This window comes from Vibrio kyushuensis (assembly GCF_050337325.1).
In the GTDB taxonomy this organism is placed as follows: Bacteria; Pseudomonadota; Gammaproteobacteria; order Enterobacterales; family Vibrionaceae; genus Vibrio; species Vibrio kyushuensis.
Genome location: NZ_JAKJSV010000005.1, coordinates 429,649 through 449,534, shown reverse-complemented (window position 1 = coordinate 449,534; position 19,886 = coordinate 429,649). Strand labels below are relative to the sequence as shown.

The window sequence follows — 19,886 nt, the reverse complement described above, 5'->3', positions numbered from 1 at the left end:
ATCAGCACTTCAATTAGGTTTGCTTTAATGATTCTCAAATTGAGAAACAAAATGGAAAACCTAAATGCAATCTAATAACTACACCTATCCATTTGATAAATAACCAAATAAATATTGGATCGTATTTTGCTACCTAATGACTTCTAGGCCTTGTTCCAATAAGGATTGTTGTTGAGGCTCCAGCGTCACGTCTAACCAAGGAAGTCACCATGAGTAAACTAATTCAATTACCGGTTGATGCAAAAATTGTAATCAAACAAAACGGAGAGCTAGTACTACTAACGGAAGGAGAACCGCTACAGTCTGGTGATATTGAGATTACTCGTGAAAAGTTTGAAGCGATGACAAAGGATGGCTCAGACACAAAGCTTTTGAATCTTGATGTTACCCCCCATGAGGATGCAGAAGCGCTATTTTCACTTTTGGAGCAAGGTTTAGATCCAACCCAACTTGATGAATTTGCAACAGCGGCCAACGCCATCAACAACAGTCAGTTGGTCAATGTGGAAACAATTGAAAGAGATGGTAGTGAAACTATAGCCAAAACCTATTTTGAAACTGATGCTAATACGGAAAGTACGCAAAGAGACGAAATTTCCTTATTTGACGATCCTGCTTTTAGAGGAACGAATTCAGCCCCGGTTGTATTTAGTGAAACCAGAACATTTTCCGAAGAGTCAGGAGCGAGTTTACTAGGGCTAAACGTTCCATTTGATACAGACAGCACAACTCTAGTGATCACCATTACGGCATTACCAGTACATGGTTTAATCAGTCATTTAGACGGTTCATTGATCAGTATTGGTGACATATTAACGTTAAGTGAGCTCTCAGAAATATGCTTTCATGCTCCTGATGACTGCGATGATGGTGAGATTGCAGGCGTGTTGTCATATCGTGTGGACGATGGAAGTGGCCAGCTGAATGGGATACAAGAAGCCAGTGTCGAAATTATCGTTCTGTCGATAAATGATGCACCTGTTGCTTATGACGATGAGAATTCGATAAATGAGAATCAAGTGTTAGTCGCAACACTGCCTGCATCAACCGACATTGATGGCTCAGTTGTAGATTATCAACTCGTTCAAGCACCTACTCTTGGGTCAGTGGTAATTAATAGCACCGGTTCATATACGTTTGACGCGAGCGAAGGCTTTGATTACCTGCCAAAAGATCAGACGCTGGAGCTAACATTTACCTACATAAGTATTGATGATGATGGCTCTTCGAGTGAAGAACAAACAGTAACGATTACAGTGGTCGGGACTAATGACGCTGCAGTGATATCAGGCGACGCGGAAGGGATTGTTATTGAAGACTTTTCATTCGAAGAGAACGATCTATTGCTCCTTTCAGAACGCGGTTCACTGCGCTTAAGTGATGTTGACGGAGAAGCTGAAGAAGCGTTTGATACTGAATCGGTTACTGGTACTGACGGAGCTTTAGGAGCATTACAAATAAGTTCTGAAGGTGATTGGCAGTATCAAGTGGATAATAGTTTGGTGCAGTATCTTGGTGAAGGTGAGACCAAAATTGAAAGCTTCACACTTACTTCGATTGATGGAACTGAGCACACGGTCACCATCACGATAACAGGAGTGAATGATACTGCAATAATTTCTGGTGACGCTTCTGGTTCAGTTTTGGAAGACTTCAGCTCTGAAACCCTTACTGATAATGGTCAGCTGCTAGTTTCTGATGATGATCAAAATCAATCTAAATTCAATATCGCTAGTGTTATCTCACCCGAAGGCGCTCTGGGTTCCATTACTATTGATGAAGATGGGGCGTGGGAATATTCGGTTGATAATGACGCTGTTCAGTTTTTGAGTGAAGGTGAAACCAAACTGGAGAGCTTTGCCGTTAGCAGTGTCGATGGTACCGAACAGACCATTAATATCACGATTACAGGGGTCAATGATTCCGCTGTTATCACTGGTGTAGCCTCCGGTGATGTTGTTGAGTCAAATAGCGCAGTAATGCTATCTGAATCAGGTCTACTGCTCGTTGATGATACAGACCAAAATGAGTCAATTTTTGATGTTGAAAGTGTTGTTGCACAAGACGGTGTTCTGGGCGCATTGACTATTAGTGAGTCGGGGCAATGGAATTATAGCGTTGCCAATGGGCTTGTTGAATATCTCGGTGAAGGTGACACGAAAACAGAATTGTTTACCGTCTCAAGTGAAGATGGAACAGAGCACACTATTGAAATCACGATTACTGGAATTAATAACACAGCGGTCATTACTGGAGAAGCGACAGGTGACGTATTAGAAGGTAGTGCGCATACCTTAACGGATACAGGCGTGCTCACTGCAACCGATGTTGACCAGGGTGAATCGATTTTTGATGTCGAAAGCGTAGTCGCTCCGTTAGATGCTCTAGGGGAATTGAGTATTAGCGAGGCTGGAGCATGGCAATACACCGTACTTGACTCTTTAGTGCAATATTTGGGTGAAGGCGAAACCAAAGAAGAAATTTTCACAGTTCAGAGCGTCGATGGCACACAGCATAATATATCAGTTGAGATTGTTGGCATTAACGGTGCTGCAGTGATAACAGGCCAAGCGACAGGGTCGGTTACGGAAGATGACGATGATACGGTATTAGAAGAGTCCGGAAAGCTAGATGTAGAAGATGAAGACCAACAACAGGCGGTATTTGATACTGAAAAAGTAATAAGTAGTGATGGAGTGTTGGGTACATTAGAAATAGATGAAGAAGGTAACTGGCAATACCAAGTGGACAACAATAAGGTCCAATACCTTGGTGAGGACGAAACCAAGCTAGAGCGCTTCACGGTTTACACAGTTGATGGAACTGAACATACGATTGATGTGACGATCAATGGTATCAACGATACGGCTCAAATTGAGGGTGACGCTTCTGGCGACGTTATTGAAGACGAACATGCCACTACGTTAACAGAGCAAGGGCAGCTAACGATAACCGATGATGACCAAAACCAATCGGTCTTTAAAATAAATAGTGTGACTCCGCAAGGAACGGTACTTGGATCGTTAACCATTGATGAAGATGGCGCGTGGGAATTCAACATCAGCAATAGCCAAGTGCAGTATTTAGCCGTTGGAGAGCAGAAGATTGAGCGGTTTGATGTACAGGGCAATGATGGAACTACGCATACAATAGAAATAACCATTAATGGTACAAACGATGCACCAGAGATTAGTGGTGTGCTCTCTGGGTCAGTACAAGAAGAATTAACCACTCAGATTAGCGGTACTTTACTAGCCTCAGATATCGATAATGGTGCGTCACACACTTGGAAAATTGTAGGAAGTACAGAGTCTACTTACGGTGAAATCAGCATTGACCAATATGGTAAGTGGACTTATGAACTCGATAACGATGCAGCTCAAAGTTTGACGGCCGATGATAATGTCACTGAAACGTTTGTTGTAGAAGTAGCTGATGGGTTAGGTGGTGTCGATCAGCAAAACATAGTGGTCACAATACAAGGTACTAATGATTTACCTGTCATTTCTGGGGACGATAGTGGGTTTACCGTTGAAGACTTAGTCCAAACGACAGATGGTACTTTGAGCGTTGCAGATGTAGATCTCAATGATGATCACGCATGGTCGATTCAGGGGGATGGAGACGGTTTATATGGTTCGATCACTATCAATCAACAAGGGGAATGGGAATATACACTCGACCCAACAAAAGTACAGTCGTTCGAACAGGGCGAGTTATACAGTGAACAAACATTTACCGCAGTAGTCGATGATGGAAACGAAGGGACACACACGTTTGATATTAATGTCGACATACTCGGTCAAAATGATACCCCTTCAATTTCCGGTAGCTGGAAAAAATCAATCAGTGAGGATGCAGGTAATAAGGTGCGCAGTGGCACGCTTGTAACTGGTGATCCTGACGTCAATGAAACGCATACATGGACAATCACGACGGATCCAGTTGGCGAACACGGAACTTTAACGTTGAGCAGCAGTGGCGTATGGACATACACACTGGATACAACGGATGAGCAAGCTGAAAATACTCAAGCTTTATCACTTGGGCAGTCCTATCAAGATATCTTCTACGCACAGGTTTCTGATAAGCACAATCAGATCGATACTCAAAAAATCATGGTGACCGTTAATGGGAAAAATGACGAACCGGAAATAGCCGGTGTTACCACGGGATCCGTGACAGAAGATTCAGCAGCGTTCATTAGTGCTAACGGTCAATTAGAACATGGAGATGTTGATGGTAACGATCAGCACTCGTGGGAAATTCAAATCACCCAAGGACAATATGGTGTTATTGAAGTAGATGATGCTGGGAAGTGGACGTACACACTCCAAAATGAACATGCTTCTGTTCAAGCTCTCCTGCCTAGTGAAACGCTAACAGAAACGTTTACCGTCAAAGTCACAGACGATACTTATGATGATGATTCCTCAAACAATGCTTCCGACACAGAAGCGATCACTATTACGATTACTGGTGATAATGACCTTCCAACGATTACTGGGGCAACGACCGGCAGTGTTATTGAAGCCACTCCAGAAAAAAGTACCACGACGGGGACGTTACTTGCGTTAGATACCGACGTTAATGACATCCACTCATGGGAAATTGTCGGGGAAGATCAAGACGGAGAAACTAACGGTGAATATGGAATTCTGACGATTAGCGATGAAGGTCAGTGGTCATACATTCTAGATAGTACTCGGTTAAGTACGTTATCGATTCCACCAGGCACGACCGAGGTAGATTCATTCCAAGTAAAAGTAACCGACTCAGTTGGGGCAGAGGAGTTTGTCAACGTTAATATTTCTGTGGCGGGCGTGAATACTGATCCTGATATAGAACTTGGTATTGCTCCGCCAATTGTAGAAGACGACATTGCTAATAGTATCTCGGGCACCTTCGGTTCCGGTGACCCTGATATCGGTGATAGCACATCATGGAGTGTTATCAGTGCCCCTAGTTACGGTGACTTTACCTTGAATGGAGCGGGTGATTGGCAATACACATTAAACAATGAGAAAGACGCGGTAAATGAGCTAGATGAAGACGATAGCTTGCTTGATAGCGTTCAGATAAAAGTGGTCGATCAATTCGGTAAGGTTTCGATTAAAGATTTCATTATCGACATTGAAGGGAACAATGACGCTCCAAATATTGTAGGTAACCTAACTAAAACGATCGCAGAAGATACGGCAAGCTTCTCGGGTGACCTGAACCACGGGGATCCAGATGCTGACGACACCCATACTTGGACCCAAAGCCACATAGCGGGTGATTATGGCTACTTTGTTCTGGAATCATCAGGCCGTTGGACTTATCACTTAAGCAACCATTTAGACGAAATTCAGCAACTCAACCCAGATCAGACGTTGAGTGAAACGTTTAGTGTTGAAGTAGAAGATAGTCAAGGTGAGACCGATAGTCGTGATGTCACCATTATTATCAAAGGAACGAATGATCTTCCCACGGTTACAGGGGAGTCATCGGGAACTTTCGTTGAAGGCCAAGTGATTGAGGAAATCGTTGAAGGATTCCTGCTCGAGCAATGGCAAGATTTGGTATTACCGTTCAATTTAGGTAACGGAGTAGCGCCAGATACAATAGAGCAAATTATTGAATCTGCGGGTACACCAGACTCATCTGAAGTGGTTCAAATACCAGACCTTAAGACAAGTCATTCACCGTCGATTACTAATGTATCAAGTATGTTGACGGGTCTCGTCTACTTGGATGCCGATGAGACATATGTGTTTAGTGGTGTTGCGGATGATTCATTTAGACTTGAAATCGGCGGCGAGACACTTGTTTCTGAAACTTGGGGAAGCGTCGGGAGCGATGGTTATAACTCCGCAGAATTTACACCGGAAGCGTCTGGTTGGTATACGGTTACTGCATTCCATGATAACGAGGCCGGGCCGGGTAGCGCGACGTTTAATGTAAAAGTAGGGAGTGCGGCCCCCGTTGAGTTGAATACGACTAATTTTGAGATTGTTCCTGATGTTACTTATCTTGAAGGCAAAGTGAATTTTGACCCGATGGTTGAACATGACTCTGAGGAGGGGGGCTATTACCCTGCTTCTAGCTCTGAGCCTGTCGATGGTGAAATCGTTGGAACTCTAACGCTAGCCGATATTGATGATGACGATGTGCCTAGCTTTATAGAGCTTGATTACGTAGGGAACCTAGGTGACTTGGCTATTGAAGAATCAGGCGATTGGGCATTTGAAGCCAGTCCTGAATTATTGGATTCACTACAACAGGGTGACGTACATACAGAAACGTTTACTGTTATAGCGATTGATGAGTTTTATGGCGTCATTACTCAATCTATCACCATCAATATTGAAGGGACGCAAGATAATGCTTACGTACCTAGTGGTAGTTTTGATTCCTTTGAAGACATTCAGCTTGCAGATACGGTACTTGATGAGCAGACAGTAAAAGAAGACGTGGATGATCTAGATAGTGACAATAGCGATGGTGACTTCACTTGCAGTGGAACGTTAGCTATCCCTACAGGGCTTGGTACTTCAGCAACGTGGGTGTTGGTTGAAGGCTTTGGTGAATATGGTGATTTAAGTCTAGATCGAGATGGAAACTGGCAGTTCACGTTAAACAACAGTAGTGAGGCGGTACAATCATTACAAAAAGATGAAGAAGCTCAAGATACGTTCACATTCTTCGTCGTTGATAATAACGGTAAAACGGTGGTTGATAGTGAAGGCGTTCCACAGTTACTAGAGATTGTCGTTAATGTACAAGGTAGTGAAGACGCACCGAATATCACGGGTACATTGGTTGGTAGTACCGATGCAAACAGCGCATCGACGATCAGCGGGGAACTCGCACCAGGGGATATCGACACTAATGATTCCCATACATGGCATTCGATGTCTCAATCAGGGGATTATGGCGTATTTTCCTTAGACGAAAATGGGACGTGGACCTATAACATAGACGAAACGCTGACGACATTAATCGAGCTTAACGGGAGAGACTCTGCACCTTTACAGGAAACATTTACCGTTAAAGTCGTCGATATGTTTGGTCTAGAGTCTGAAAAAGATATTGTTGTGACAATTAATGGCGTGAATGAAGCGCCTACCATTTCTGGTGTTAACGTGGCGAGTGTCAGTGAAGATAACCAAATCACTCAAACCCTACAACTGATCGGTCAGGATGTAGATTCTGGCGATACCGTTACGTTCCAAGCAAAAAGCCTAAATGGTACTTATGGTCTGTTTATCATTGATGCACTTGGGGAGTGGAGCTATACCATTTACAATGACGAACCGCACTTACAAGCATTAGCTGAAGGAGAGCAAGTCACTGAAAGCTTTATTGTTTATGCGAGCGATGACCTTGGTGCTGAAGCAAGCCAAGTTATTACAGTGACGGTTACAGGTTCAAATGATGCGCCTATATTGTCTGGTGATACACAAGGAGTGGTAGAAGAGGCACCGGCAAGCAGTACGAGCGGGAAGTTAACGGCTGATGAAACTGATGTGGGTGACGTCGTCACATACGGTGTAGCTGAAGCCGGAGACTATGGGACACTTACGATTGACTCTGAAGGTGAGTGGACTTATGTGGTTAATGACTCGCACCCTTCAGTAGAAGCCATTGCTGTGGGGGAAACGTTAACTGATACGATTCAAGTACAAGCTATTGATGCAAATAATGATGTTTCTGAGAGTTTATCAATCACTATTGTCATCAATGGTACCAATGACCTTCCTACCGTATCTTTAGCTGAAAGCAACACCGAAGGGATGATAGATTCTGATAGCGTAGCGACAAACGTGGTTGGGACATTAGTTGCTGATGATTTCGATACGTCAGACACACACACCTTCTATTTATCGGGTAACGCTCAATCAGCGGAGGGTAACTTTGGTGAGCTTACGTTAAACCTCACGAGTGGAGAGTGGGAGTATCAACTTGATATAGATGCTGGGCTACTACTTAAAGATGAACTGGTCAGCGACACTTTTACCGTTTACGTAGAAGATGATAACGGTGGTGTAGGCTCTCAAATAATTACCGTTAATATCCAAGGTACCGATGATAATCCAATCATAACGGGTACCGCTACAGGGCAAGTAAAAGAAGATTATTCCAATAAAGCTTCTGGTACCGTCAGTGCCACTGATACAGAAACCGATGACTCAAACCTTACGTGGCAATTAATAAGCAGTAACGTAGGCCAATACGGTACTCTGAGCTTTAATGTCGCCACAGGAGCTTGGTTGTATTATCTAACTGCAGGATCAACCAATAATCTACCGTCTGATACTACTGATATTGAAGCGTTTATTGTTGAAGTATCTGATGGTGTGAAGACAACGCAAGAGACCATTACCGTGACAGTTATGGGTAACCATCTTGTACAAGGCAGTGAAGGGTACGATATCTTAAATGCCACAACTGCTGATGAATGGCTATGGGGCGGACCAACTGATTTAAGTGATGCAAACCAAAAAGACACATTTGCTTGGAGTGACACCACTGTTGGAACAGATCTGACTCCGGGCGTCGATTATGTGAAAGATTTTGACGCGCTAAATGATATTTTAGATCTCAGTGAATTCGTAAACGCTAGCGGTGTATGGACATCGGAAGACGTTGCTCATAGCGTAGTCCTCACTGAACAGAATGATGAAGTAAACATTGAGCTTAATGATGCTAATGGTGACTTAGTACAAACCGTTATTCTTCAAGGAGTGGCTTTAGATGATTTGGCAGAAACGGACACCGCTGGGTGGACGGATGAAGCGCTACTCAGTCACCTAGCGAGCGAACAAAAGGTTGTTATTTCAGAGCAATTTGGTCATGAAGGGAAAGACACGATATCAGGCACATCAAACAGTGAAACTCTGATGGGCGGTGCAGATGAAGATCTATTCTACCTTATGGCTGATCAGTCGGGCACTATTGCCAATCCGGTGATAAAAACCATTGGTGATTTTGATACCAGTGAAGATACCATCGACATAAGTGACCTGTTAATCGATTCACCGAACATGGAGGATTTACTTGCTAACATTGAGGTGGACGTTGTCGATGATGAAAATGACCCGTTTGACGCAGCAAGCACGACGCTATCTGTAACAGACGAATCTGGTGGTAAAACAGATGTCGTTATTAATAACCTAGGCTGGAATGAGCTTGGTATTATCGATGTTGCAAACGCCACCGATGAGACCGTAATCAGCGCATTAGTGGATCAACTCAAACTGGTAAACGTTGGTGAATAGACCTTAGTGCTAACTTATGGCTAGTCAGCCCTCAAAATGAACGATAAACTCAGCGTAAAAAGCGCTCTCGGGTACGTTACCCCAGAGCGTCGAGTTATCATAATATTGAGGTAAATTGATGCAAGATCCTGAGTTTTGGCATAATAAGTGGGCAGCAAATCAAATCGGCTTCCATTTAGACGATGTAAACCCATTGTTGGTTCAATATTGGTCTCAGACTGAGCCGAAAAGAAGTGACTCTGTGTTTGTCCCACTCTGTGGTAAATCAGAAGATCTTGTATGGTTAGCCACTAAACATGACGATGTTCAGGGTGTTGAACTCAGTAATATTGCCGTTCGTTCATTTTTTGCAGAGCATTTTTACACGCCAATGGTCACCACATTAAATGGACAACATGAGTTGTATCAGTTTGATGAACTGTCGATTTACGCCGGTGATGTATTTACCGCACCCGTTGCGAACGTGGACATTGTATACGACCGAGCTGCTTTGATTGCTTTGCCTGAAGCAATGCGTGGGCAATATGTAGAATTGATTAAATCGAAGCTTTCGCAAAATGGTCGTATTTTGTTGGTCACGTTAGATTATGCTCAAGATGAAATGGCAGGCCCTCCCTTTAGTGTTCCTAAAAGTGAGGTTGAAACCCTATTCTCAGATTATAAGATTACACATTTATATCGTGACGATGCAGATGAGAATCATCCAAAGAGAGTAAAAAAAGGTCTGAGTCGGTTTGCCGAAGAAGTGTGGCTAATCGAGCAAAGATAGTGCTTATTTAGGCGCACCTTTAAAAAGAAAAATCCTAACTCACTCATTGAACAAAATAATTTTTGATATAACAATGGTGGTTAGGACTTTTTGTTTTGGCGATAGTGTTCGTTTGGCGCTAGCTAAAGCCAGATAAGCTCGTTATTCGGTGAACTTAATACGTTATCTTAATCTTCTGAGCGCTTTCGATTGCATCTTCAATAGCTTTATCAACACTGTCACGACGTGTAAGTGAAACACCTAAACGGCGACGACCATCAATATCAGGCTTACCAAACAAGCGAATCTGCGTTTGAGGCATTGCTAACGCTTCATTAAGGCCTTCGTAACGGATATTATTTGAAGTTCCTTGCCCGAGTACTACCGCAGACGCTGAAGCACCATATTGCTTAATCGTGTTGATTGGCATACCAGTAAATGCTCGAACATGAAGCGCAAACTCTGAAAGCTCTTGAGATATAAGAGTAACGAGACCAGTGTCATGTGGGCGAGGGGATACTTCATTAAAGATCACTTTGTCGCCTTTAATAAATAGCTCAACACCAAAGATGCCGTAACCACCAAGTGCGTTCACGACTTTTTCTGCGCTGTATTCAGCCGCTTTACGCGCAGTGTCTGTCATTGCTTGAGGCTGCCATGATTCACGGTAATCTCCATCTTCTTGACGGTGACCAATCGGCTGGCAGAAATGAACACCATCGACCGCACGTACCGTAAGGAGCGTGATTTCGTAATCAAAGTCGATGAACCCTTCAACGATAACTCGACCTGCGCCAGTACGGCCGCCATCTTGTGCATAATCCCATGCCGCTTGAATGTCATCTTCAGTTTTCATGACACTTTGGCCTTTACCCGATGAACTCATCACGGGTTTACATACACAAGGCAGGCCAGCAAATTCTACCGCTGCTTTAAACTCTTCAAACGTGTCGGCAAACTTGTAAGGAGACGTTGTAAGTTCTAACTCTTCAGCAGCGAGACGACGAATACCTTCGCGGTTCATCGTTAACTTCGTTGCGTTAGCAGTAGGGACAACGTTTAGTCCTTGAGCTTCGAGCTCAACTAACTTATCAGTCGCGATAGCTTCAATTTCTGGTACAACGTAATCCGGTTTTTCAAGTTCAATAAGCGCTTGAAGTGCATCTCCATCAAGCATGTCGATGACATGACTTCGGTGAGCAACTTGCATTGCAGGTGCATTTTCGTAGCGATCACATGCGATAACTTCAAAGCCTAAACGCTGACATTCAATTGCAACTTCTTTACCTAGTTCACCTGAACCAAGAAGTAAAACTCGAGTAGCACTTTTGCTCGTAGCGGTACCAAACATAAAAACCTCTTCATCAAACTGATTTGTAAATTCTGTGACGGATCATACTGATTGTGACGGCAAACGCAAACGTTTGCGTAAAATTAAAATAAGAAAAATTTGTAACAAGATCAGTTAGCAACAAAGAAGTAAGTTCATGCGTAAACATCGACAGAGAATGACGTTTCATTGATCTAAAGCGGGGTAAATATCGTCCAACGCTTCAATAATGGACACTTAAAGTGTTGGAGTGATTGCTCCAGAACCAGTGTCGTTATTAATCTCAGGAAGAGTTGCCGTACCATGCGTCAGTATATGAAATACATCATTCCCATTGTTATCCCCCTAATTATCTTAATGTTGCCCTTATCAGCCTTTCCGTTTGAAGGCTTGACCATCGTACAACAACGAGTAATCGCTATATTTTTACTTGCGGCACTGTGTTGGGTATTTGAGCCGATTCCAATCTATGCCACGTCCGTTGTCATTATTGTTTTGCTGCTCTTGATGGTATCGAATAAAGGGATATTCTTTTTCAAATTTGGTGAGGGAGAGGCTCATTTTGGAGAGTTACTTGCTTACCAAGATATTATGGCAACATTTTCCAGCCCAATCATTATGCTATTTCTGGGTGGTTTCTTTTTGGCGATGGCAGCGACCAAATATCGTCTAGACGTAAACTTAGCGCGCGTTCTACTAAAACCATTTGGTCAAAATCCTAAGTACGTGATGCTTGGCTTAATGCTTATAACTGGCATCTTTTCTATGTTCATGTCGAACACAGCAACAACTGCGATGATGCTATCAATTCTTACCCCTGTTATTGCAGTCTTTGGCCCAAAAGACCCGGGCAGAATTGCCTTTGCGTTGTGCATTCCTGTAGCTGCTAACATCGGCGGTATCGGAACCCCAATTGGAACGCCACCTAACGCGATTGCTTTAAAATACTTAGTCGGTGATAACTTAATTACCTTTGGTGAGTGGATGGCATTTGGCGTGCCATTTGTCATTATTATGATGGCGTTGGCGTGGTTCCTTATTGGATTCATTTACAAAGCCGATCAAAAAACCATTGAGCTAAGCATTAAAGGGAAATTCTTAAAAACACCAAAAGCGATTGTGGTTTACATTACGTTTGCGATGACCATTATTCTTTGGTTAATGGGCTCTTCTCATGGAATGAACTCTTACACCGTTGCACTTATTCCTGTCGCTATATTTTCTATCACTGGCATCATCAATAAAGAGGATCTTAAGAGAATATCGTGGGACGTTCTTTGGCTTGTCTCTGGTGGTATTGCTCTTGGGCTAGCGTTAGATAAAACAGGCCTTGCTCGATTGATGGTTCATAGCATTCCATTTGACGCTTATTCTCCATACGTAGTGTTAGGTGGTGCGGCATTCTTGTGTTTGGTTATGGCGAACTTTATGTCTCACACAGCAACGGCTAACTTACTGATGCCAATCATGGCAGCCCTTGGTTCATCAATGGCGTCATTAACCCCATTAGGCGGTGAGTTAACCCTGATCTTAGTGGTTACTTTTGCGGCATCATTAGGTATGTCACTTCCAATCAGTACACCACCGAATGCATTAGCACACGCAACGGGACATGTTCAAACCAATCAAATGGCAAAAGTCGGAATCGTTCTGGGTGTCGTCGGGGTTCTGCTGAGTTTTGTCATGGTCTGGGTGTTACATTCAGTAGGTCATATAGGTTAGAAACGATATGCCTCAAGAGAAATTTAAACAGTTAATACAACGCTACTTTAGTGATGATGATAGAAAGCTCACCATTTCAGCCGGTTCGACTGTTCTTGAGCAAGGTGAGAACAATGATCGGCTGTTTTACGTATTAAGTGGTGAGCTAGAGGGGTATTTCACAGAAGGAAAAGAACTTCAAACAAGAGTGTTCTCAGCATCTGAAGGTGCGTTTATTGGTGTTCATAGTTTCTTCTCTGAAACGTGGATAGCATCTTCTACCGTTGTTGCGAAATCAGATACGCAATTGGCTTGGGTAGATCGATATACCCAAGCATTTGAAGCGCAAACATATGGTCCGTTAACGGCTCAGTTTACTCCTGTGATTGTGAATGAGCTATCACGCAGGCAAAGGCGAGCGACCCAAGAAGCAGTTGCAAAAGAGCAAGCGTTGCAAAAGCTACACACTGCCGAACAAATGACGACATTAGGACAGTTAGCAGCTGGCATCGCACATGAACTCAATAATGCAATTGGAGTGGTGAGCAGCAAATCTGAGCGTCTAGAGTCGGTATTGTTAGAACTGTTAGAAGAAGTACACCCAGAGGCTAGCCAGTTCTTTGATGCCGGTTTAATGCAAGGGCAAAAGAGCAGTTCTAGTGAGGTTCGTAAACGCGGCAAGTTGTTTGAAAAGCAATATAACTTACCAAAGGATACGGCACGAGATCTCGCACGGGCAGTTCAAACTGATGAAGTGAACGATCACTGGTTATCATCTCCAAAAGAGGCCATTCGATTCTGGCAAATGGGCCGTGATATTCATGATCTTCGATTGGCGTCAAAACATACGGTCGGCATTGTTAAATCAGTAAAGCAACTTGGTCGAACCGATATCGATTTAGAAGAAGAGCTAGATATTAACGATACGATTAATCGGGCTGTTTCTTTGCTTCAAAGTGATTTAAGAAGAGTAGCGGTAAGAATTCGACCTGCTGACTTGCCTACGTTCAAAGGATCACAAACAGAGCTTGTACAGGTTTGGGTCAACATTATTAAAAATGCATGTGATGCGATGGAAGAGATTGAAAATCCAAGTATCGAAATACAAACACGCATACATAAGAATCGAATTTTAGTTACGGTGAATAACAATGGTCCGGAAATAGAACCTTCTATTCGAAGGAAAATCTTTCAGCCAAACTTTACGACCAAGAAAGGCGGCCTTTCATTTGGCTTAGGTTTAGGGCTCTCTATCGTCAAGCGCATTGTTGCAGGTTATGGCGGCAGTATTGCGGTTAAAAGTGATAGTGAGAAAACAATATTTAGAATCAAGTTACCAATCGAGGGTGAACATGGAGAAGCTTAATTTAATTTGCGTTGATGATCAGCGAGAGGTATTGAGTGCAGTTTTACAAGACTTAGAACCGCTATCAAGTTGGCTAAACATAGAAGATTGCGAATCGGCCGATGAAGTTCTGGAACTGATGGATGAGTTGGATTCTGAAGGTGAAATGATCGCGGTTTTAATTTCTGATCACGTTATGCCTGGAAAAACAGGGGTCGAGCTTCTAACAGAAGTGTCAATGGATTCTCGGTTTGGTAATACAAAGAAAATTTTGTTAACGGGTCAAGCGACACACTCAGATACGATTGAGGCGATCAATGTAGCCGGTATTAACCACTATTTTGAAAAACCGTGGGAAGCGGAAACCTTGGTTAGTAGTGTGCGAACCTTAGTAACACAGTACATTTTTGATCAAGGGCTTGATTACACTGATTATCAAAATGAACTGGATCAGCAGGTGGTTCTGTCTCGTCTTAGGTAGACAAATACAATAATGCTCAGCACTTGCTGAGCATTATTAATGAGGAGCACTTAAAACAAAGAGTGAGCTTTAAATAGTCGCATACGTTAATGAAATGTCGGGATTGATTGCTTCTAGCGTTGCTTGAGTGTCCGCAACGTGACTAATGCTTCCTTCATTCATTTCGACGAGTGAAGCCGTTTCAATATCGTCAATCGAAGCATCATCCAGCAACAGTTGGATAATCGCCACTTGCAATGGTGGTAAGCTTGGGTTGAACGCCGCGTTCTCTGCATAAGCACCACTATAGACTTTTCCATTACTAAGTCGAAGCGCCACACCACTCAAGTTATTTGTGTAAGGTGCGTGACTACTATTGAGTCTTTGTAATGCGATAGCCACTAGTTCATCATCATCTTTGCAAGTATGCTTATGATCCAATTTAGACATAAGCCCCGTTGTAATGCCCAGGTCAGCAGGCCCGAATGATTCTGGCAAATATTGTTGTAACGTTTTTTGCTCTCTTTGTGGTAACTGAATAACCAGATTATCGGCCGTTGTCAGTTCATTCATAAATTGACGACAGTGACCACAAGGGCTGAAATTAATGGTGATATCACTAATCCCTTCTTCGCCCTTCATCCACGCATGGCTGATAGCAGATTGTTCAGCATGTACAGTTTGTCCTAATTGGACTCCGGAAATTTCAACATTCGCACCAAAATATAAGCGACCAGTTAGACCACGGACGATAGCACCAACATAAAAACTAGAGAGAGGCGCGTAGGAATAAGCAGCTGCGAAAGGCAGTAAAGCAACACGCAATTGAGCATCTTCTAAGCCAGAGATCTCAAGAAGTTGCTGAAATTGTTGCTTAGAAAGTGTCGCATCAAAATTATCGTCATTTAGAATTGGTGACAAAAAGTTAGATATAGCTTCTGGTGCGTCTTGTAATGCTTGCTGAAGTAGGGTGTTCATTCTGAGACCTCTTATTTTATCTAATATTCATTCTATTGAATGCTAGATAATAAACAGAGATCTAAATCACACAAATGATTGCAATGATAGTCAAGATTTCATTGCGAGAGTGAAGTCACACATTGTTTGGCCACTATATCGCAGTTTTAGGCTCTATATTGTTATGAAATCGTAAACCTATAAATGGCTTCAGAGCATCAACCAAACAGCGAAAGCAAAAAATGACGGTGCTAAAATAGATGTAATTACGCCGCAAATTACTAAAGCTAATGAGCTGAAAGCTGCGTCTTTGGCATCTTTTTCTGCACAAGTCGCGGTTCCCAAAGCGTGGGATACCGTTCCCATAGTGAGACCTTTAGCTATTGGGTGAGTAATGTTGAGAAGATTATAAATAGGGTACGCAAACATTGCTCCAAACAGGCCAACTAACAATACAAATATTGCAGCAATAGCAGGCTCACCACCAAGGCTACTTGATACTTCCATCGCGATTGGTGTTGTGACCGATTTACCCAATAAGCTCGCGATCAACGTAAGTTCTGTTTGCATAAAGACTGCAATGATTGTTGATGTGAACATAGACATAATACTGCCCACGCCACAAGCGAGCATGATGATACGCCAGTTTGCTCTGATCTGTGGTAGCTGTTCGTATAGTGGATAAGCCAGTGCAACAACTGCGGGTTGCAGCAGGTAGTTAATCCAGCGATTGTCAGCGTAGTACTGCTCGTAAGGCACTTTGAGCCAAATTAATGTAGGAATTAAAATAGCGATACTGATCATTAGTGGGTTAAGCAGCGGGTTATTGAGCTTCTGGCTTACGAAGCGAGCGAAAAGGAAAACGATGACGGTAATTGGTAACCACATTACGCATCTCCTTTCTTAAGTAGGCGATCGAGAAAGTAGCCAAGAGTGACAAGAACGATAAAAGTCGCACCAATGGTTCCGGCTAAAATTGGTAAAGCATTTTCAATTAACGTATCAAAATGAAGCATTAGCCCGACACTGATGGGAACAAAAAGCAGAATCATATAGCGTATAAACAGGGTAGCGCTTGGTTTTACCCAATCCACTGAAACAAGACCACTTGTAAGCAATCCAAAGAGAATCAGCATGCCAAAAATACTGCCAGGAATAGCAGTGTTCAACCACGTTTGAATCGCATTTCCTATCAACAAGCTCACGACAATGAGTGCCATAGAAATTACATATTGCATCAACTTAATCGCCATCGATTTGGTATTTTCCTAATTGAGATAACTGAAATGAATAGAATTGAATCGTGTATGAAATAAGTGCCTAGCAAAATATAAGATAGGCACATTGCAATGCGAAAACCTAGACTATGATGCGAGCTTCTCTACGTATTTATAGACAGCTTTTAGAATCGCCATTTTCTTCTCATCACTTTCATGTTCATGTGCAAGGTTTTCTAAGTTGAGCATGTAACTCTCAATATTACTTTCAAAGTAATCACGACTATGGTTTGCCCATCGAGCTTGCTCTTGCTCGCTCAAGGTTAAAGGGTAGTGTCTTGCACGGTAACGAAACAGAAGCGGCGCGATACGTTCATCGTTAAATGTAATATCTAAGGCAGCTAAGTTCGTAGGGTCGGTTGATCGAATGATATCCATCGATGCTTTATCGGCAGGAGAGAAAAATCCATCATAAAGCATAGTGTCAACATCGCCGCTTTTCTCATAGTCACGATCAACACTGTACAAACCGATAAGCTTTTCGCGAATCTCAGGGTTTTGTTTTATAAGCGCTAGATTTTTCAAGCACTGCTCGCGATTAATACCAATCTGCTCTGCATTCTCTGCCGTCAATGTTTTCGCTGGCGCAAGAATAGGGCATTTGTTTATGTGAAGAAGTTTAATCGGAACCGGCAATTCATCTTCAGCCAAGTCACTTCGTTTTGTGTATAAACGCTCTCGCAATTCATCGCTACTTAGTTCCAACAGTGGAGAAGGATCTTTTGCTAGATCAACAACAATAGCGGCGTTCTTATTGGTTGGGTGCCAAGCAACGGGAACTATCCAACTGGTGTAATTGCAGTCACGACCAAACATGCCTGAAACATGCATTAGTGGCGTCATGTTTACAATGTCGATGAGTTCGTTGAGCTTACGCTTATGGCGCATGCTCAAAAAGTAGTTAAACAGTTTTGGCTGAGCTGCTTTTAACTTCTTTGCCATTTCAATAGTGGCAATAACATCAGCCATCGCGTCATGCGCATTTTCGTGTTCAATGCCATTGGCAACAGAAAGATGCTCTAGTTTAAAGCTTGTGTGACCTTCTTCATTTTCGGGCCAAACAACACCTTCAGGACGAAGAGCGTGACATGCACGCATTACATCTAAAAGATCCCAGCGAGAATTACCGTTTTGCCAGCTCCAAGCGTACGGATCGATGAAGTTTCGGTAGCAGGTATATCGGGTAACCTCATCATCAAATCGAATGTTGTTATAACCGAGGCTTGTGGTATTTGGCTTTGCCATCTCTTCGTGAATCTTGGCGATAAATTCAGGCTCAGGTAAACCTTGTGACTGCGCTTTTTGCGGTGTAATGCGAGTAATTAGTGCGGCTTCTGGATTAGGTAGATAATCAGCGGGTGGCTGACAATAGATAACAAGAGGCTCACCAATAATATTGAAATCTTCATCGGTACGGACCCCAGCAAATTGGCTTGGGCGATCTTTGGCGGGGCTAACACCCCAAGTCTCATAATCGAAAAAGAAGAAAGTAGGTTGCTGCTCTTGTTGCATGGTTGATTTACCAGATAGGTCATTAGCTTAGGGTTATTAGACCATCGCAGGGGTTGTATAGCAATCTGGATATTGGACTAAGGAAGTATCAACTCTAACCCTACCAATATAAAGAGAGGAGCATAGACGGGTGTTTCTGAGTTTTAATTGAATATAGAAATAATTCTACGTGACGGCTCTTAGTTACAAGCTGTTATGTTATTCAGCCGTTAAAGTCGATTTTGTGGTGAAGCGTAATCTATCATCTACAATTAAGTCATCTAGTATCAATGAGTTAATTATGGACCCATTAACACAGGGAGTGCTTGGCGCCTCTTTGTCGCAATCAGTGAGCAAGAAACAACACATAGTTGTTGCGGGAGTTTTCGGGCTACTCGCTGGAATGGCACCGGATTTGGATATATTAATTCGGTCACAGAGCGATCCGTTACTGTTTCTGGAATACCATCGGCAGTTTACTCATTCACTGTTATTTATCCCTATTGGCAGTTTCATTTGCGCTTTGGTTTTGTATCAACTGCTTGGAAGGCAGCGCGGACTCTCATTCAAGCAAAGCTGGCTTTATTGTGCTTTAGGCTATAGCACTCATGCACTTCTGGATTCCTGCACTTCTTACGGTACTCAGCTGTTTTGGCCGTTCATCAAAGAACGCTATGCGTGGAATACAGTATCAGTGGTTGATCCCGCATTCACACTTCCAATATTAATCATGATCGTTTGGGCTACGTTTAAGAGAAATGCTTGGTTTGCTCGTATTGCATTTGTTTGGGCTTTGACTTATCCGACGATAGGGATGATACAAAGGGACAGAGCAGAGGCTGCTGGGTGGCAACTAGCGCAAGAACGGCAACATACACCGATTCGACTAGAAGCCAAACCGAGCTTTGCGAATATATTAGTATGGAAAGTGCTTTATGAAACAAAGGAGTATTTCCATGTAGACGCCGTGAGGGTCGGGACATCAGTAAAAAAATATCCGGGTGAATCTATACTTAAGCTCGATGTTAGCAGGGATTATTCTTGGCTTAATCCTAATTCGAAACAAGCTTATGACATTGAACGTTTCCACCAGTTTTCAAAGGGTTTTTTAGCACAAGACCCGGTCGACGAACTGAGGATCTTCGATGTGCGATATTCGATGATCCCGAACCAGTTCAATGCTCTATGGAGTATCAAGCTATCTCCTGAAGCTACTTCGGAAGAACACGTAACGTATACAACACACAGAGATAATACTAAGGCCTCAAGACAAATCTTCTTTGATATGGTATTAGATTTTTGATGGAGACACGC

The 19,886-nt window shown here is 42.9% G+C and carries 11 protein-coding genes; 6 read left to right on the top strand and 5 right to left on the bottom strand.

What is annotated here, in order from left to right; all coding sequences use genetic code 11:
- Window positions 1-209 precede the first annotated feature (209 nt).
- Together L4D20_RS13595 and L4D20_RS13590 are read left to right on the top strand one after the other, a co-directional pair.
- Window positions 210-9,263, top strand: coding sequence for a VCBS domain-containing protein (locus L4D20_RS13595; RefSeq protein WP_428802133.1), 9,054 nt, complete (start codon window positions 210-212; stop codon window positions 9,261-9,263).
- A gap of 118 nt (window positions 9,264-9,381) precedes the next feature.
- Window positions 9,382-10,032 carry a thiopurine S-methyltransferase gene (locus tag L4D20_RS13590; protein ID WP_428802132.1) on the top strand — a complete coding sequence of 217 codons (651 nt, stop codon included), beginning with the start codon at window positions 9,382-9,384 and terminating at the stop codon, window positions 10,030-10,032.
- A gap of 154 nt (window positions 10,033-10,186) precedes the next feature.
- On the opposite strand, the gene purT is transcribed toward L4D20_RS13590, so the two are convergent.
- Window positions 10,187-11,362, bottom strand: a complete 1,176-nt coding sequence (gene purT / locus L4D20_RS13585; protein WP_428802131.1) for a formate-dependent phosphoribosylglycinamide formyltransferase — start codon at window positions 11,360-11,362, stop codon at window positions 10,187-10,189.
- Between the two features lie 282 nt (window positions 11,363-11,644).
- On the opposite strand from purT, the gene L4D20_RS13580 reads away from it, so the two are divergent.
- The 3 genes from L4D20_RS13580 to L4D20_RS13570 are packed head-to-tail and all read left to right on the top strand — an operon-like array spanning window position 11,645 to window position 14,868.
- The gene (locus L4D20_RS13580; protein ID WP_428802130.1) at window positions 11,645-13,063 is read left to right on the top strand and encodes an SLC13 family permease; all 1,419 of its coding nucleotides are present in this window, start codon (window positions 11,645-11,647) and stop codon (window positions 13,061-13,063) included.
- A gap of 7 nt (window positions 13,064-13,070) precedes the next feature.
- Window positions 13,071-14,408: an ATP-binding protein gene (locus L4D20_RS13575; RefSeq protein ID WP_428802129.1), complete on the top strand. Its 1,338-nt coding sequence runs from the start codon at window positions 13,071-13,073 to the stop codon at window positions 14,406-14,408.
- Window positions 14,395-14,868 (top strand): response regulator, encoded by a 474-nt coding sequence (locus L4D20_RS13570; RefSeq protein WP_428802128.1) that lies wholly within the window; start codon window positions 14,395-14,397, stop codon window positions 14,866-14,868. The genes L4D20_RS13575 and L4D20_RS13570 overlap by 14 nt, the downstream gene beginning before the upstream one ends.
- A 69-nt stretch (window positions 14,869-14,937) precedes the next feature.
- Here L4D20_RS13570 and cdd read toward each other — a convergent pair whose 3' ends face one another.
- The 4 genes from cdd to sbcB all read right to left on the bottom strand — a co-directional run bounded on the left by cdd (window position 14,938) and on the right by sbcB (window position 18,593).
- A complete protein-coding gene (gene cdd, locus L4D20_RS13565; protein ID WP_428802127.1) occupies window positions 14,938-15,825 on the bottom strand; it encodes a cytidine deaminase in 888 nt (295 codons plus the stop codon).
- A gap of 189 nt (window positions 15,826-16,014) precedes the next feature.
- Window positions 16,015-16,692: a CidB/LrgB family autolysis modulator gene (locus L4D20_RS13560; RefSeq protein WP_428802126.1), complete on the bottom strand. Its 678-nt coding sequence runs from the start codon at window positions 16,690-16,692 to the stop codon at window positions 16,015-16,017.
- On the bottom strand, window positions 16,692-17,057 hold the full coding sequence (locus L4D20_RS13555; RefSeq protein WP_428802125.1) for a CidA/LrgA family protein: 366 nt from the start codon (window positions 17,055-17,057) through the stop codon (window positions 16,692-16,694). The genes L4D20_RS13560 and L4D20_RS13555 overlap by 1 nt, the downstream gene beginning before the upstream one ends.
- 111 nt (window positions 17,058-17,168) lie before the next feature.
- Window positions 17,169-18,593, bottom strand: coding sequence for an exodeoxyribonuclease I (gene sbcB / locus L4D20_RS13550; protein WP_428802124.1), 1,425 nt, complete (start codon window positions 18,591-18,593; stop codon window positions 17,169-17,171).
- Between the two features lie 280 nt (window positions 18,594-18,873).
- Here sbcB and L4D20_RS13545 point away from each other — a divergent pair, with 280 nt between their 5' ends.
- Window positions 18,874-19,875 carry a metal-dependent hydrolase gene (locus L4D20_RS13545; RefSeq protein WP_428802123.1) on the top strand — a complete coding sequence of 334 codons (1,002 nt, stop codon included), beginning with the start codon at window positions 18,874-18,876 and terminating at the stop codon, window positions 19,873-19,875.
- Window positions 19,876-19,886: the final 11 nt, after the last annotated feature.